Annotated in this window: 16 protein-coding genes; 4 read left to right on the top strand and 12 right to left on the bottom strand. The window is 62.8% G+C overall.

Going from position 1 to position 14,126, the window contains the following annotated elements; translation table 11 throughout:
* Positions 1-84 precede the first annotated feature (84 nt).
* From CKW07_RS13645 to CKW07_RS13630, 4 genes are all read left to right on the top strand, one after another.
* Complete coding sequence (locus tag CKW07_RS13645; protein WP_095145375.1) at positions 85-327, top strand: exodeoxyribonuclease VII small subunit; 243 nt, start codon at positions 85-87, stop codon at positions 325-327.
* Positions 324-1,211, top strand: a complete 888-nt coding sequence (ispA, locus tag CKW07_RS13640; protein ID WP_095145374.1) for a (2E,6E)-farnesyl diphosphate synthase — start codon at positions 324-326, stop codon at positions 1,209-1,211. The genes CKW07_RS13645 and ispA overlap by 4 nt, the downstream gene beginning before the upstream one ends.
* 110 nt (positions 1,212-1,321) lie before the next feature.
* A complete protein-coding gene (gene dxs / locus CKW07_RS13635) occupies positions 1,322-3,220 on the top strand; it encodes a 1-deoxy-D-xylulose-5-phosphate synthase (protein ID WP_095145373.1) in 1,899 nt (632 codons plus the stop codon).
* A gap of 211 nt (positions 3,221-3,431) precedes the next feature.
* On the top strand, positions 3,432-5,315 hold the full coding sequence (locus tag CKW07_RS13630) for a TonB-dependent receptor domain-containing protein (protein ID WP_095145372.1): 1,884 nt from the start codon (positions 3,432-3,434) through the stop codon (positions 5,313-5,315).
* Positions 5,316-5,351: 36 nt separating this feature from the next.
* Here CKW07_RS13630 and CKW07_RS13625 read toward each other — a convergent pair whose 3' ends face one another.
* The 12 genes from CKW07_RS13625 to nrdR form a co-directional block, all read right to left on the bottom strand.
* Positions 5,352-6,149, bottom strand: coding sequence for a cobalamin-binding protein (locus CKW07_RS13625; RefSeq protein WP_095145371.1), 798 nt, complete (start codon positions 6,147-6,149; stop codon positions 5,352-5,354).
* On the bottom strand, positions 6,149-6,568 hold the full coding sequence (locus CKW07_RS13620) for an MFS transporter (protein ID WP_095145370.1): 420 nt from the start codon (positions 6,566-6,568) through the stop codon (positions 6,149-6,151). Before CKW07_RS13620 ends, CKW07_RS13625 begins: the two co-directional genes overlap by 1 nt.
* Positions 6,565-7,182 (bottom strand): GTP cyclohydrolase II, encoded by a 618-nt coding sequence (ribA, locus tag CKW07_RS13615; RefSeq protein ID WP_095145369.1) that lies wholly within the window; start codon positions 7,180-7,182, stop codon positions 6,565-6,567. Before ribA ends, CKW07_RS13620 begins: the two co-directional genes overlap by 4 nt.
* A 155-nt stretch (positions 7,183-7,337) precedes the next feature.
* Positions 7,338-8,066 (bottom strand): ABC transporter substrate-binding protein, encoded by a 729-nt coding sequence (locus CKW07_RS13610; protein WP_095145368.1) that lies wholly within the window; start codon positions 8,064-8,066, stop codon positions 7,338-7,340.
* An 18-nt stretch (positions 8,067-8,084) separates the two neighbouring features.
* Complete coding sequence (locus tag CKW07_RS13605; protein WP_095145367.1) at positions 8,085-8,588, bottom strand: phosphatidylglycerophosphatase A; 504 nt, start codon at positions 8,586-8,588, stop codon at positions 8,085-8,087.
* Positions 8,585-9,550 carry a thiamine-phosphate kinase gene (thiL, locus tag CKW07_RS13600; protein WP_095145366.1) on the bottom strand — a complete coding sequence of 322 codons (966 nt, stop codon included), beginning with the start codon at positions 9,548-9,550 and terminating at the stop codon, positions 8,585-8,587. Before thiL ends, CKW07_RS13605 begins: the two co-directional genes overlap by 4 nt.
* A gap of 17 nt (positions 9,551-9,567) precedes the next feature.
* Entirely contained in the window at positions 9,568-10,068 is a 501-nt protein-coding gene (nusB, locus tag CKW07_RS13595; RefSeq protein WP_095145365.1) for a transcription antitermination factor NusB, read from the bottom strand.
* Positions 10,065-10,541 (bottom strand): 6,7-dimethyl-8-ribityllumazine synthase, encoded by a 477-nt coding sequence (gene ribE / locus CKW07_RS13590; RefSeq protein ID WP_003228649.1) that lies wholly within the window; start codon positions 10,539-10,541, stop codon positions 10,065-10,067. The genes nusB and ribE overlap by 4 nt, the downstream gene beginning before the upstream one ends.
* A 91-nt stretch (positions 10,542-10,632) precedes the next feature.
* Positions 10,633-11,724 (bottom strand): bifunctional 3,4-dihydroxy-2-butanone-4-phosphate synthase/GTP cyclohydrolase II, encoded by a 1,092-nt coding sequence (ribBA, locus tag CKW07_RS13585; RefSeq protein WP_095080500.1) that lies wholly within the window; start codon positions 11,722-11,724, stop codon positions 10,633-10,635.
* Between the two features lie 31 nt (positions 11,725-11,755).
* On the bottom strand, positions 11,756-12,421 hold the full coding sequence (locus CKW07_RS13580; RefSeq protein WP_095145364.1) for a riboflavin synthase: 666 nt from the start codon (positions 12,419-12,421) through the stop codon (positions 11,756-11,758).
* A gap of 44 nt (positions 12,422-12,465) precedes the next feature.
* Complete coding sequence (ribD, locus tag CKW07_RS13575; protein ID WP_095145363.1) at positions 12,466-13,599, bottom strand: bifunctional diaminohydroxyphosphoribosylaminopyrimidine deaminase/5-amino-6-(5-phosphoribosylamino)uracil reductase RibD; 1,134 nt, start codon at positions 13,597-13,599, stop codon at positions 12,466-12,468.
* The gene (gene nrdR / locus CKW07_RS13570) at positions 13,596-14,060 is read right to left on the bottom strand and encodes a transcriptional regulator NrdR (protein ID WP_166590477.1); all 465 of its coding nucleotides are present in this window, start codon (positions 14,058-14,060) and stop codon (positions 13,596-13,598) included. Before nrdR ends, ribD begins: the two co-directional genes overlap by 4 nt.
* Positions 14,061-14,126: the final 66 nt, after the last annotated feature.

The following is a 14,126-nucleotide window of genomic DNA, read 5'->3' as shown; positions in this document are numbered from 1 at the left end:
AAGAGCTGCAGGCTCTGCTCATTTGCCCCACCCCCCCCTATCTGCTAGTGTCGCGCCGGTTTAAACGTCACCTGGATAGCCGCCATGGCCCGCAAAAAAGCTGCACTGGATTTCGAACAATCCCTCGCCGACCTGCAAACGCTGGTTGAGCGTCTGGAGAACGGCGAGCTGTCGCTGGAAGACTCGTTGGCTGCCTTCGAGCAAGGCATCGGCCTGACCCGCGACTGCCAGGCCGCGCTGGCGCAGGCCGAGCAGAAGGTTCAGGTGTTGCTTGAGCGCGATGGCGAGCTGGCCGAGGCCCCCTTTGACGCGGAACAGCCAGAATGATCGCGGTGTATTCGGCCAACAGCCAGGCCCGGGTCAATGCGGCGCTGGAAACCTTGTTCAGTGCGCCGAGCCCTGAGCTCGCACGCCTGTATGAAGCCATGCGCTACAGCGTGATGAACGGCGGCAAGCGCGTGCGTCCGTTGCTGGCCTACGCGGCCTGCGAAGCGCTGGGCGGTGAGGCCGAACACGCCAATGGCGCGGCCTGTGCGGTGGAGTTGATCCACGCGTACTCGCTGGTGCATGACGATTTGCCGGCGATGGACGATGACGACCTGCGTCGCGGCCAGCCGACCACCCACAAGAAGTTCGACGAAGCCTGCGCGATTCTCGCCGGTGACGGCCTGCAAAGCCTGGCCTTCAGCGCCCTGCTTGACCCACGCCTGAACAACGCCGATGCCGAGATTCGCCTGCAGATGGTCAGTACCCTGGCGTTGGCGGCGGGCCCGGCCGGGATGGTCGGTGGCCAGGCCATCGACCTCGGTTCGGTCGGTTTGAAGCTCGATCAAAAAGCCCTTGAGTTCATGCATCGGCACAAGACGGGCGCGCTGATCGAAGCCAGCGTCAAGCTGGGCGCCCTGGCCAGCGGTCGTGCCGAAAAACCCGAACTCAAAGCGTTGCAGACCTATGCGCAGGCCATCGGCCTGGCGTTTCAGGTGCAAGACGACATTCTCGACGTCGAGAGCGATACCCAGACCCTGGGCAAGCGCCAGGGCGCCGATATCGCCCGGGACAAGCCGACCTACCCGGCCCTGCTCGGCCTGGAAGCGGCCAAGGCCTATGCCCTGGAGCTGCGCGATCAGGCCCTGCACGCCCTGCGACCGTTTGACGCGTCGGCCGAGCCGCTGCGTGAGCTGGCGCGCTATATCGTCGAACGCCGCAGCTAATGCATCGCACGCTACCCATCGCATATCGGCCAAGTTCCGAGCTCTGCGTGGGCAGCGTGCGATGCATCAGGTAAACTGCCGCCTCTTTTATACCTATAACGATTCGCCTGATGCCCACGACGTTTCATGAGATTCCCCGCAAGCGCCCGACCACGCCCCTGCTCGACCGTGCCAACACGCCGGACGGCCTGCGCCGGTTAGGCGAAGCCGAGCTGGAAACCCTGGCTGATGAGTTGCGCCTGGAATTGCTCTACACGGTCGGTCAGACCGGCGGGCATTTCGGTGCCGGCCTGGGCGTCATCGAGCTGACCATCGCGCTGCATTACGTGTTCGACACCCCGGACGACCGGCTGGTGTGGGACGTGGGTCATCAGGCTTATCCGCACAAGATCCTCACCGGGCGTCGCGAGCGCATGAGCACCCTGCGCCAGAAGGACGGCATCGCCGCTTTCCCGCGCCGCTCCGAGAGCGAGTACGACACCTTTGGCGTCGGCCACTCCAGCACCTCTATCAGCGCCGCGCTGGGCATGGCCATCGCCGCCCGCCTGCAAAACAGTGATCGCAAGGCCATCGCCGTGATCGGCGACGGTGCACTGACCGCCGGCATGGCGTTCGAAGCGCTGAACCACGCGCCCGAAGTGGACGCCAACATGCTGGTAATCCTCAACGACAACGACATGTCGATCTCGCGCAATGTCGGTGGCCTGTCGAACTACCTGGCGAAGATCCTTTCCAGCCGCACCTACGCGAGCATGCGAGAAGGCAGCAAGAAGGTCCTGTCGCGCCTGCCCGGTGCCTGGGAGATCGCCCGACGCACCGAAGAGTATGCCAAGGGCATGCTGGTCCCCGGCACCCTGTTCGAAGAGCTGGGCTGGAACTACATCGGCCCGATCGACGGTCACGACCTGCCGACCCTGATCGCCACCCTGCGCAACATGCGTGACCTCAAGGGGCCGCAGTTCCTGCACGTGGTCACCAAGAAAGGCAAAGGTTTCGCACCGGCGGAAGTCGATCCGATCGGCTATCACGCCATCACCAAACTCGAACCGCTGGACGCTCCGGCCGCCGCGCCGAAAAAAGCCGGCGGGCCGAAGTACTCCGGTGTGTTCGGCGAGTGGTTGTGCGACATGGCCGCTGCCGACTCGCGCCTGGTGGGCATCACCCCGGCGATGAAGGAAGGCTCCGACCTGGTGGCCTTCAGTGAGCGCTTCCCGCTGCGTTATTTCGACGTGGCGATTGCCGAACAGCACGCGGTGACCCTCGCTGCCGGCATGGCCTGCGAAGGCGCGAAACCGGTGGTAGCGATCTATTCGACCTTTCTGCAGCGCGGCTACGACCAGTTGGTGCATGACGTTGCGGTGCAGAACCTCGACGTGCTGTTTGCCATCGACCGCGCAGGCCTGGTGGGCGAAGACGGCCCGACCCACGCCGGCAGCTTCGACCTGTCGTTCCTGCGTTGCATCCCTGGCATGTTGGTGATGACCCCGAGCGACGAGAACGAACTGCGCAAGATGCTCACCACCGGCCACCTGTACAACGGCCCGGCGGCAGTGCGTTATCCACGCGGCACCGGCCCGAATGCCACCATCGACAAAGACCTGGAACCGATTGAAATCGGCAAGGGTGTGATGCGTCGCCAGGGCAACACTGTCGCCCTGCTGGTATTCGGCGTGCAAATGGCCGAGGCCTTGAAAGTGGCCGAGAAGCTGGATGCGACCGTGGTCGACATGCGCTTCGTCAAACCGTTGGACGAAGCGTTGGTTCGCGAAGTTGCCGGCTCTCATGAGTTGCTGGTGACCATCGAAGAGAACGCCATCATGGGTGGCGCAGGTGGCGCGGTCAGCGAGTTCCTGGCCCGCGAAAACATCCTCAAATCGGTGCTGCACCTGGGCTTGCCGGACGTTTACGTCGAGCATGCCAAGCCCGCGCAAATGCTGGCCGAGTGTGGCTTGGATGAAGCCGGTATCGAAGCCGCCGTGCGTGAGCGCCTGCAGCTGCTGAATCTCTAATCTTCCAGGTTGTACACCCCCCTGTGGCGAGGGGGCTTGCCCCCGCGGAGCTACGAAGTAGCCCAAAAACCAGCCGACGCGGCTCTCCAGCAAGAGCGCGCCGGCCTTTTTACGACCGCTGCGCAGCCGAACGGGGCGGTGCGGCGTTCCGACAAGCCCCCTCGTCACAAAAACCTCTGCAAAACCACAGCACTGTGCCACCGGATTGCCAATGAACCTCTCCCGCCTAGCCCTGACACTGACCTTGCTGCCGGCCGGCCAGCTGCTGGCCGACACTTTCGAGCGCGAACAGGCCTTGAAACTGCCCGACGTGCTGATCAGCGCCACTCGCCAGGTCGAGGCCCGCAACGACAGCAGCGCCGCCAACACCGTGTTCACCCGCGACGACATCGACCGCCTGCAACCGGGTAGCGTGACCGACCTGCTGAGCCGAGTGCCCGGGGTGCAAATCACCCAGGCCGGTGGTCGCGGCAGCTCGACCGGGGTTTACATTCGCGGCACCAAATCGGCGCAAAGCCTGGTGCTGGTGGACGGTCAGCGCATCGGCAACTCGACATCGGGCGACAGCAACCTGCAACACCTGAACATTGAGCAGATCGAGCGTGTGGAAGTGCTGCGCGGCTCGCGCTCGGTGATCTATGGCAGCGACGCCATTGGCGGGGTGATCCAGATCTTTACCCGGCGCAGCGCCGAACCGGGCCTGCAACCGCGCCTGCACATGGGCTTTGGCAGCAACCAGACGTGGGAGCGCAGCCTCGGCCTGTCCGGTGGCGATGCGCAAACCCGCTTCAACCTCGGTGCCAGCCTCGACGACACCGCCGGCATCAACCGCACCCATGAGTCGTACCCCAGCGACGGCGATCACGATGCCTATCGCAACCAGTCCTTGAGCCTGAGCCTGAGCCACGCCTTCAACGACGACCTTGAAACCGGGATGAACATTCTCGATAACCGTGGCAAAAGCGAGTTCGACAACCCGTTCGGCCGCTTCGACATGAACACCTTTGAAAGTGTCGAACAAAAGCCCTACAACGACTTCACCGTGAGCAGCGTCAGCAGCTACCTCGACACTCGCCTCAACGACGGGTGGAAATCCCGGGTGGAACTGGGCCACAGCGAAAACCGCGAAGAAACCTTCGACAAGCTCAGCGACGAGCACAGCGTGTTCAACACCTACCGCGACTCGCTGAACTGGCAGAACGATGTAACCCTCGACGACCAGAACAGCCTGATTCTCGGCGGCGACTGGTACGAAGACCGGGTCAACAGCAGCACCCCGTTCGAAGAAGACAGCCGCTGGAACCGCGCGGGCTTCATTCAACATCACTTCCAGGCCGAGCAGTTTTCCACCGAACTGGGCCTGCGCCGCGATCAGAACCAGCAGTTCGGCAACCAGAACAGCTGGAGCGGCACCTTCACCCTGCCGCTCAATCCGGACAACGATGTATTGCTGACCTACAGCGAAGGCTTTCGTGCCCCCACCTTCAACGACCTGTACTACCCGGACTTCAGCAACCCGGACCTGAAACCCGAAACCTCGAAAAGCTACGAGCTGCAGTGGCGCAGCCAACTGAGTGACTACAGCCGCCTGGAAGCCTCGCTGTACCGAACCGACCTTGAAGACGCGATCATCTTCGGCAGCCACTCACGCCCGGAAAACGTCGCCTCAGCACGGATCAACGGTTTCGAAGCCGCCCTCAAGCAGGAACTGTTCGGTTGGCAGAGCAACCTCGGGATTTCGCTCATTGATCCGCGAGACCGTGACACCGGCCACACCCTGGCCCGCCGCGCCCGACGGACGTTGAACCTGGACCTGGACCGGCAATTCGACCAGCTCGGCCTGGGCGCCACCTGGCAAGCTGTCAGCAGCAGCTATGACGACAATGAAAACCGTCAGCCGCTGGGCGGTTATGGCCTGCTCGGCCTGCGCAGCAGTTGGGCGGTCAACCATGAAGTCACGCTGCAGATGAAGGTCGACAACCTGCTGGACAAGGCCTACACCCGTGCGCTCTACGAGCATGACGGCAACCCGTATGGGTATCGCGAAGAAGGTCGAGCGCTGATGTTCGGGGTGACGTGGATGCCGCAGCTCTAACCTGTGTGGCGAGGGAGCTTGCTCCCGGGCTCCTGATCACTGGTTCGGCGCGATCAACCGGCACAGCTTGGCCGTCGCCTCAATCATCTGCCCGCTCGGTCGCTCCAGGCCCTTGTCCGTCACCAGCAACAAACGCCCTTGGGTCACCGCGGCCACCTGTGGCCAAGCGCTCCAGGCCTCCAGTTGATCCTGACTACCGGCAAGAATCGCCTCGGGATTACGCGCAAGCACCGCTTCGATGCTGACCTGTGGCGCCGGCAAGCTCATGTCGGCAAAGACATTCCGCGCGCCGCAGACCGCAAGCGCATCGCTGATGATCTGCCCTCCACCCACGGTGTAGAGGGGCTGGTCCCAGACCTGATAAAACACCCGCAGCGGTTCGGCGCGTTGATAGCGTTGGCGTAATGCCTCGAGCCGCTGGCGCACGTCCGCCGCCAAGGTGCGCCCGCGCTCAGGCCGGCCCAGTTGCCCGGCGATAGCTTCGATCTGCGAGGCGAGTTGTTCGAGGCTGTGGGGTTCGGCGACGTAGGTGGGAATGCCCAGGCGGCTCAGTTGCTCGCGCTGTGCCGGGCCGACGCTGCCGGGCCAGAGCAGCAACAGATCCGGCTTGAGGCTGAGCAGGCGCTCCATGTCCAGTTGGCCATAACGGCCCACCGAAGGCAGGTCGTTCAACTCAGGGGGACGCTCACCGGCATCGAGCACGCCCACCAGCAGGTCGGCCGAGCCCAGCTCAACGACGATTTCCGAGAGGGACGGCGCCAGGCTGACCACCCGCTCCACTGCGGCCGCCGAGCCGCTGATGGCCAGCAGCACAACCGCCAGCCAGTGGCGCATCAGGCGAGTTGACGCGGAATACGGTAGAGGTAGAACAGCACGGCGGTCGACAGCGCCAGCAGCACCAGCGGCACCGCCTCAAGACCGACAAAGACCGCCAGGGCACCGATCCAGGCCGGCAAGGAGGCGGCAAGGAAGGCTTTGCGACGCTCAGCCGCCAGGCCCGTCCAGGCAGCCGGTTCCTGCGGGGTATCGAGGGCTTTCTGGGTCGTGATCAAGCCGTGTTTGTAGCCGCCAAAAAATTTCAGGCTGACAAACATCGAGGCCATGCCTGCGATGAAGAACGGCATGGCCAGTACCGGCGCAATCGCCTCGCCGTCACCGAACACCGCGTTGATCACCAATAACGGCAACAGGGCGAGCGCCAGGTATTGCCACCAATTGACGGACAGACGTCGACGAACCTGGCCACGCGTCACGCCCGGTCTACCTCGCCCTGATGCTCGTTGCCCATCATGTGGTCGAGCTTGCTGGCCTTGGTCGCCAGGTAGAGTTTGTTGTGCGGGTTGTGCCCGGTGTGCAGCGGTACGCGCTCGGCAACCACGATGCCCATGTCGGTCAATGCCTTGACCTTGCGTGGGTTGTTGGTCATCAGGCGCAGGGACTTCACCCCCAGGTGCTCCAGCATCGGCAGGCATATGGCGTAATCGCGCTGATCCGCGGCAAAGCCCAGGCGCTCGTTGGCTTCAACCGTATCGGCGCCACCGTCCTGCAGCTCATAGGCACGTATCTTGTTCAGCAGGCCAATGCCCCGCCCTTCCTGACGCAGGTAGAGCAGCACGCCACGGCCTTCGTGAGCGATGGCCCGCAACGCAGCTTCAAGTTGCGAGCCGCAGTCGCAACGCTGGCTGAACAGGGCATCGCCCGTCAGGCATTCGGAGTGCAACCGGCCGAGCACCGGAGCACCGTCGGCAACCTCACCCAGGCTCAGCACAACGTGCTCGCGGCCAGTGGCCTCATCGAGAAAGCCATGCATGGTGAATTGCGCAAAAGGTGTGGGCAGCTTGGAAGCGGCGACAAAAACGACAGGCACCGGTGTGCTCCTGATCTGTGTACTGGAGATTCGCAGAGGCGGCATTGTAACAGTAAGGCTCCATACCACGCTTATGCTGAATTATTGTCTATAAGGATCAAATAGTTTGATCATTACCTCCCACAATGGGCTTATCGCCCACTAAAAAACCGTGGTCAGTCCAACTCAAATGGATAAGGCTGTTTCCAGCGCTCGAAAATCGGTTTCAACTCGCCATTCTTCACCAGCAGCTCCATGCGCTGGTCGAACAGCGCCATCAACTGTTCAGCCCTGGGCGTCCTGGCAAAGCACAGGTACAGCGGTAGTTCCGCGATGTGCGTGCGACGAAACTGCGAGGGATCCTCGGCCTGGCTGACGACGTAATCGATTTCGGTCAGCCCGTCGATGTAATAGTCGGCACGGTGCTGGATCAGCATCGACAAAATCCCGGTACGACGAATGACTTCGTTATAGCTGTGTACATTGGGCAGGTAGGACTCATAGCCATAGCCGCGAACCCATGCCAGCCGATAGTTACCCAGCGTTTGCGGGGTCGGTACCGGGCTGCTGGCCAGGCCCAGGGCGTAGATGTGATCGTTATCGAAGTTCCAGCGGGGATAATGCAGGTCCCGGGCCTCATCACGATAGGAACCGACACAAGCATCCACCTCGCCCCGTCGGGCCAGGCCCACGGAGCGGGTGTAGGGTTCGGTGCGAATGTCCAGCTTCACGCCAGCCGGTTCGAAGACCTGGCGCAGCACGTCCCAGGCCAGGCCACGGCCATCGGCCGCGGAATAGTCTTCCCAGTCTTCACTGGCCAGATGAATCACCGCCGGCGCGTCTACCGCACCGGCAAGCGCACAGAACAGTGCAAGCACCCCACCCCACAGCCAACGAACGACCATCCTGAGCTCCTCAACCTGCTAGGCGAAATACCAGACCAGGCCCTGCATGCCCAACCAGGCAAACACCCCCGCCAACACGTCGTCAAGCATGATCCCGACACCGCCGTGTACATGGCGGTCGATCCAGCGAATCGGCCACGGCTTGAGAATGTCGAAAAAGCGGAACATCAGAAACCCCGCCAACAACCAGTACCAGCCTTCCGGCACCAGCCACAGGGTAATCCACATCCCGACCATCTCATCCCAGACGATGCCTTCGTGGTCGTGTACCCGCAAATCGTCAGCGACTTTGCCGCACAGCCAGAAACCGAACAGCATGGTGATGCCCAGCATCAGCCAATAGCCCCAGTCGGGCAACATCTGCCAGAGCGGGATAAAAGGCAGCGCAACCAACGAGCCCCAGGTGCCTGGCGCTTTGGGCAACGTGCCCGAGCCGAAACCGAACGCCAGGAAATGCCAAGGATTACGCCAGACCGAAGGCGGCACGAACTCTGCCGGGACCTGTTTGGGATGATCTGTCACGGTGTCTCCTGAAAATGTTGATAACCCCGGGTTTGCGGAGTGATGTCCTGTCCATTGGCATCCAGCAGCGTCACGCCCTGCCCGGCCACCACCTGGCCAACCACATAAATGGGCCAGCCAGCGGCCAGCAGCCCCGGCAGATGGACGGCGGGCATTGTGAACGCCAACACGTAGTCGTCGCCGCCACTGACGGCCGCCACGCGGGCCGCATTCTCCCCGAGAAAGCTCAGCAATGCGCCGGACACCGGCAGCTTTTCATTTTCGATCAGCAAACTGACAGCGGACGCCTTGGCGATATGCCCGCAATCGGCGAGCAGACCGTCGGAGATATCCAGCGCCGAGGTGGCCTTGCCACGCAACGCCTGCCCCAACGCCAGCTGCGGCTGGGGCGACCAATAATGCGCCAACAACGGCTCGGCCACTTCGGCGGGCGCGACGCGCTCCCCCAGCACCAGCGGCAGAGCACCGGCCGCATTACCCAGCGCCCCGCCCACGCACAGCAAGTCACCCACCCGGGCACCGCTGCGGGTCAGGGCCTGGCCCGCCGGTACACGACCGAATACGGTCATGGTCAAACTCAGCGGGCCACGCGTGGTATCACCGCCTACCAGCCGCACACCGCAGTTCTGCGCCATGGCGTTCAAGCCACGGGCATAGGCGTCCAGCCAGTCGGCGGTCACCGTCGGCAAGGTCAGGGCAAGGGTAAAGGCAATGGGCGTGGCGCCCATGGCAGCCAGGTCGCTGACCGCCACAGCCAGCGAACGCTGGCCGAGCAGAAACGGGTCGCAGGGATCTGCGAAATGCACACCGGCCACGAGGGTGTCGGTGGAAATGGCCAGCTGCTCCCCTGCGGGAACAGCGAGCAAGGCGCAGTCGTCGCCAATCCCCAGTGCAACGCCCTCGCCGCCCTGCGCACAAGGCGCGGCGGCGAAGTAGTTGCGGATCAACTCAAACTCGCCCATGGCAGCTGCAGCGCGAATCAGCGCTTGAACGCCTTCACTTCAGCTTCACGCAGGCGCGGGGCCAGTTTGTCGAGGACACCGTTGACGAACTTGTGGCCGTCGGTGGAACCAAAGACTTTAGCCAGCTCGATGCCTTCGTTGATCACTACGCGGTAAGGCACGTCGACGCGCTTGAGCAGCTCCCAGGTGGACAGGCGCAGAACCGCCAGCTCGACCGGGTCCAGCTCTTCGATGGTCAAGTCCAGGCAAGGTTTGAGCGCGGTGTCGATTTCGGTCTTGAACTGCGGAACCCCGTGCAGGATTTCGCGGAAGTACGCGCCATCGACATCGCTGAAATCGTTATCGACCCGGAACTGCGCTTCGATCTCGTTCAGCGACTGCTTGGCCATGTGCCACTGATACAGCGCCTGAGTCGCGAGCTGACGGGCTTCGCGGCGCTTGGCGCTTTTCGATGGTTTACCAGCATCCGCAGGCTTTGGATCGCGCGGGTTGAAACGATCGCTTTCGTCGCTAATCACTTGGCCTCCAACTGCGCCAGCAGGCTGACCATTTCCAGGGCGGACAAGGCAGCTTCAGCGCCTTTGTTGCCCGCCTTGGTGCCGGAACGTTCGATGGCTTGCTCGATGGAATCAACGGTCAGGACGCCAAAGGCAACCGGTACGCCGAACTCCATGGACACCTGGGCCAGGCCCTTGGTGCACTCGCCCGCCACGTATTCGAAGTGCGGAGTACCGCCACGAATGACCGCGCCCAGGGCGATGATTGCCGCGAACTCGCCCTTCTGAGCGACTTTCTGCGCAACCAGCGGGATTTCGAAGGCGCCAGGGGCACGGATGATGGTGATGTCGCTTTCGCTCACGCCATGGCGAACCAGGGCATCAACAGCACCGCTTACCAGGCTTTCAACCACAAAGCTGTTGAAGCGGCCAACAACCAAAGCGTAGCGGCCTTTGGGGGCGATGAAGGTACCTTCGATGGTCTTCAGGGTCATTCGACAAATCTCTTAAAGAGCCGGGACGCGTTCAGTACGCGCCCCTCAGTGATATTTGAACCGCGAACAAGGGGTGAAAAAACACCGGCCTTTATTCGGAGGGCACGTATTCTACAACTTCCAGGTCGAAACCGGATATCGCATTAAATTTCATTGGCGCACTCATCAGGCGCATTTTGCGCACGCCCAGGTCACGCAGGATCTGCGAACCGGCCCCGACGATGCTGTAGGTGGTCGGTTTTTTCACGGCGGCGTGGTCGGCCGTTTCGCGAATATGCGCCAGCAATACATCGCCATCGAGCGGGTGCCCCAGCAACAGCACCACGCCGCTGCCAGCCTCGGCCACCGCGGCCATGGCGGCGCGCAGGCTCCAGCGCCCCGGTTGCTTGACCATCAGCAAGTCGCGCAGCGGGTCCATGTTATGCACCCGGACCAGGGTCGGTTCCTCGGCGCAAACGGTGCCCAGGGTCAGTGCCATGTGCACGTCGCCTTCCACCGAATCACGATAGGTCACCAGGTTGAATTGGCCCAGTTCGCTGTCCAGTGGCTGCTCGGCAATCCGCTGAACGGTACGTTCGTGGATCATCCGGTAGTGAATCAGGTCGGCAATGGTGCCGATCTTGATGTTGTGTTCCGCCGCAAAGGCTTCCAGTTCGGCGCGGCGGGACATGGTGCCGTCGTCGTTCATCACCTCGCAGATCACCCCGCTCGGCTCGAAACCGGCCATGCGCGCCAGATCGCACGCGGCTTCGGTGTGGCCGGCGCGGGCCAGGGTACCGCCGGCCTGGGCCATCAGCGGGAAGATGTGGCCAGGGCTGACAATGTCTTCGGCCTTGGCATCACGGGCAGCAGCAGCTTGCACGGTACGCGCACGGTCGGCCGCGGAGATCCCGGTGGTGACGCCGGTGGCCGCTTCGATGGACACGGTGAACTTGGTGCCAAAGCCGGAACCATTACGCGGTGCCATCAATGGCAGCTTGAGCAGCTCGCAGCGCTCGCGGCTCATCGGCATGCAGATCAGGCCACGGGCGTGCTTGGCCATGAAGTTGATGTGTTCTGGCTGGCAGCACTCGGCGGCCATGATCAGGTCGCCTTCGTTCTCGCGGTCTTCGTCATCCATGAGGATGACCATCTTGCCTTGGCGGATGTCTTCAACCAGTTCTTCGATGCTATTGAGCGCCACAAGGCACCCCCCTTCTTTCGAAATTTGAGCTTCAGGATTTGAGGTAGCCGTTTTGGGCCAGAAAGCTTTCGGTAATGGTGCTGCCAGCCGTTGGCTCTGCAGCCTTGTCGCCCAACAGCAGGCGCTCCAGGTAACGGGCCAGCAAGTCCACTTCCAGATTCACCCGGCGGCCTGGCTGGTAAGACGCCATGATGGTTTCGCTCAGGGTGTGCGGAATGATCGTCAGCAGGAACTCGGCGCCATCGACCGCGTTCACCGTCAGGCTGGTGCCGTCGACGGTGATCGAGCCTTTATGGGCGATGTACTTGGCCAGTTCTTTCGGCGCGCGGATGCGAAATTCCACAGCGCGGGCGTTATCGGTACGGGTCACCACTTCGCCGACACCGTCGACGTGACCGCTGACCAGGTGTCCACCGAGGCGGGTGGTCGGGGTCAGGGCTTTTTCCAGGTTGACCGGGCTGCCGCTCTTGAGGTCGTTCATGGCGGTGCAGTCGAGGGTTTCGCGACTGACGTCCGCCGCAAAGCCGTTACCAGGCAGTTCAACCGCCGTCAGGCACACGCCGTTGACCGCGATGCTGTCGCCCAGTTTGACGTCGCTCAGGTCGAGCTTGCCGGTTTCTACATGTACCCGCACATCCCCGCCTTTGGGGGTCATTGCACGGATGCTGCCGATGGATTCGATGATGCCGGTAAACATGAAGCCCTCCTCGAGAACAAAACCTTCTTGGCCGCAGCCGGGAATTATACGCTCGCTGCTGGCACAGGAATGGCAGTGACCCGCCAGTCATCGCCAACCGCGCGAATTTCGGTGATTTTGAGCTCCGGCGCATCCTTCATTTGCGCGAGCGGCCAGTCAAGCAGAGGCCGCGCCGAAGAGCCCAGGAACTTTCCGGCGATGAAAATCTGGTACTCGTCCACCAGACCTTGCTGGGCAAACGCCCCGGCCAGGCGCGGGCCGGCTTCAACCAGCACCTCGTTGACACCTCGGACCGCCAGCTCGACCAGCAGCTTGCGCAGGTCGACCTGACCATCGTCGCCCGGCACGATCAGGCACTCCGGGCCATTGGCGTACTGTTCTTCCACCGCGACACAGGTGGCGACCAGTGCCGGACCGGCCTTGAAGAACGGTGCGTCAAGCGGCACCCGCAGGCGGCCATCGATCAGCACACGCAACGGTGGACGGCTCATGGCCAGGGCGGTGTGCTCGGCATCCAGGCCCAGCTCATCGGCACGCACGGTCAACCGCGCATCATCGGCCAGCACCGTATCGGCGCCGGTCAGCACCACACTGGCCTGCGCTCGCAGGCGCTGCACCGCGGAACGGGCAGCGGGACCGGTGATCCATTGGCTTTCGCCACTGGCCATGGCGGTTCGACCATCCAGGCTCATGGCCAGCTTGACCCGCACGAAGGGCAAGCCATGCTCCATGCGCTTGAGGAAACCTTCATTGAGTTTGCGCGCCTCGCCTTCAAGCACACCGCTTTGTGTGGTGATACCGGCCTGTTCCAGGCGCTGCAGGCCGCGACCGGCGACTGCCGGGTTCGGGTCCTGCATGGCCGCCACTACCCGTGCCAGCCCGGCATTGACCAATGCATCGGCACACGGCGGGGTGCGGCCGTGATGGCTGCAGGGCTCCAACGTCACGTAGGCGGTGGCACCACGGGCATTCTCGCCGGCAGCGCGCAAGGCATGAACTTCGGCGTGGGGTTCGCCGGTGCGCACGTGCCAGCCTTCGCCGACAATCTGCCCGTCACGCACGATCACACAGCCCACCCGCGGGTTGGGATGGGTGGTGTAGTGGCCGTTGCGCGCCAGTTCCAGGGCACGCGCCATGTAATGGGCGTCAAGGACCGCCTGTTCGGTAGAAATCATCATGGCTTGACCGGCTCACGGGCCAGGCGATCGATCTCTTCGCGGAACTCGTTGAGGTCCTGGAAGCGGCGATACACCGAGGCGAAACGAATGTAGGCGACTTCGTCGAGCTTTTGCAGCTCGGCCATCACCAGCTCACCGACTACCAGCGACTTGACCTCACGCTCACCGGTTGCCCGCAGCTTGTGCTTGATGTGCGCCAGCGAGGACTCCAGGCGTTCGACGCTCACCGGACGTTTTTCCAGGGCGCGCTGCATGCCGGCGCGCAGTTTTTCTTCGTCGAACGGCTGACGGCTGCCGTCGGTTTTAATCAGGCGCGGCAACACCAGTTCAGCCGTCTCGAACGTGGTGAAACGCTCGCCGCAGGCCAGGCATTCACGCCGGCGGCGCACCTGTTCGCCCTCGGCGACTAGTCGCGAGTCGATGACCTTGGTGTCGTTGGCACCGCAGAAGGGACAGTGCATGGTGGCAGGCAACAAAAAAAGGGAGGGCCATGGTAGCGCATCCCGGTGGCAAGACAAGCCATAGGG

The sequence above is a fragment of the Pseudomonas sp. Irchel s3b6 genome (genome assembly GCF_900187415.1).
Lineage (GTDB): Bacteria > Pseudomonadota > Gammaproteobacteria > Pseudomonadales > Pseudomonadaceae > Aquipseudomonas.
This window is presented reverse-complemented; position numbering and strand designations above follow the sequence as displayed.

Coding starts and splice junctions, on each gene's coding strand:
- CKW07_RS13580 (WP_095145364.1), bottom strand. CDS start 12,421: ATGTTTACCGGCATCATCGAATCCATCGGCAGCATCCGTGCAATGACC.
- CKW07_RS13610 (WP_095145368.1), bottom strand. CDS start 8,066: ATGGTCGTTCGTTGGCTGTGGGGTGGGGTGCTTGCACTGTTCTGTGCG.
- ribE (WP_003228649.1), bottom strand. CDS start 10,541: ATGACCCTGAAGACCATCGAAGGTACCTTCATCGCCCCCAAAGGCCGC.
- CKW07_RS13625 (WP_095145371.1), bottom strand. CDS start 6,149: ATGCGCCACTGGCTGGCGGTTGTGCTGCTGGCCATCAGCGGCTCGGCG.
- dxs (WP_095145373.1), top strand. CDS start 1,322: ATGCCCACGACGTTTCATGAGATTCCCCGCAAGCGCCCGACCACGCCC.
- ribD (WP_095145363.1), bottom strand. CDS start 13,599: ATGATGATTTCTACCGAACAGGCGGTCCTTGACGCCCATTACATGGCG.
- nrdR (WP_166590477.1), bottom strand. CDS start 14,060: ATGCACTGTCCCTTCTGCGGTGCCAACGACACCAAGGTCATCGACTCG.
- thiL (WP_095145366.1), bottom strand. CDS start 9,550: ATGGGCGAGTTTGAGTTGATCCGCAACTACTTCGCCGCCGCGCCTTGT.
- ispA (WP_095145374.1), top strand. CDS start 324: ATGATCGCGGTGTATTCGGCCAACAGCCAGGCCCGGGTCAATGCGGCG.
- CKW07_RS13630 (WP_095145372.1), top strand. CDS start 3,432: ATGAACCTCTCCCGCCTAGCCCTGACACTGACCTTGCTGCCGGCCGGC.
- CKW07_RS13645 (WP_095145375.1), top strand. CDS start 85: ATGGCCCGCAAAAAAGCTGCACTGGATTTCGAACAATCCCTCGCCGAC.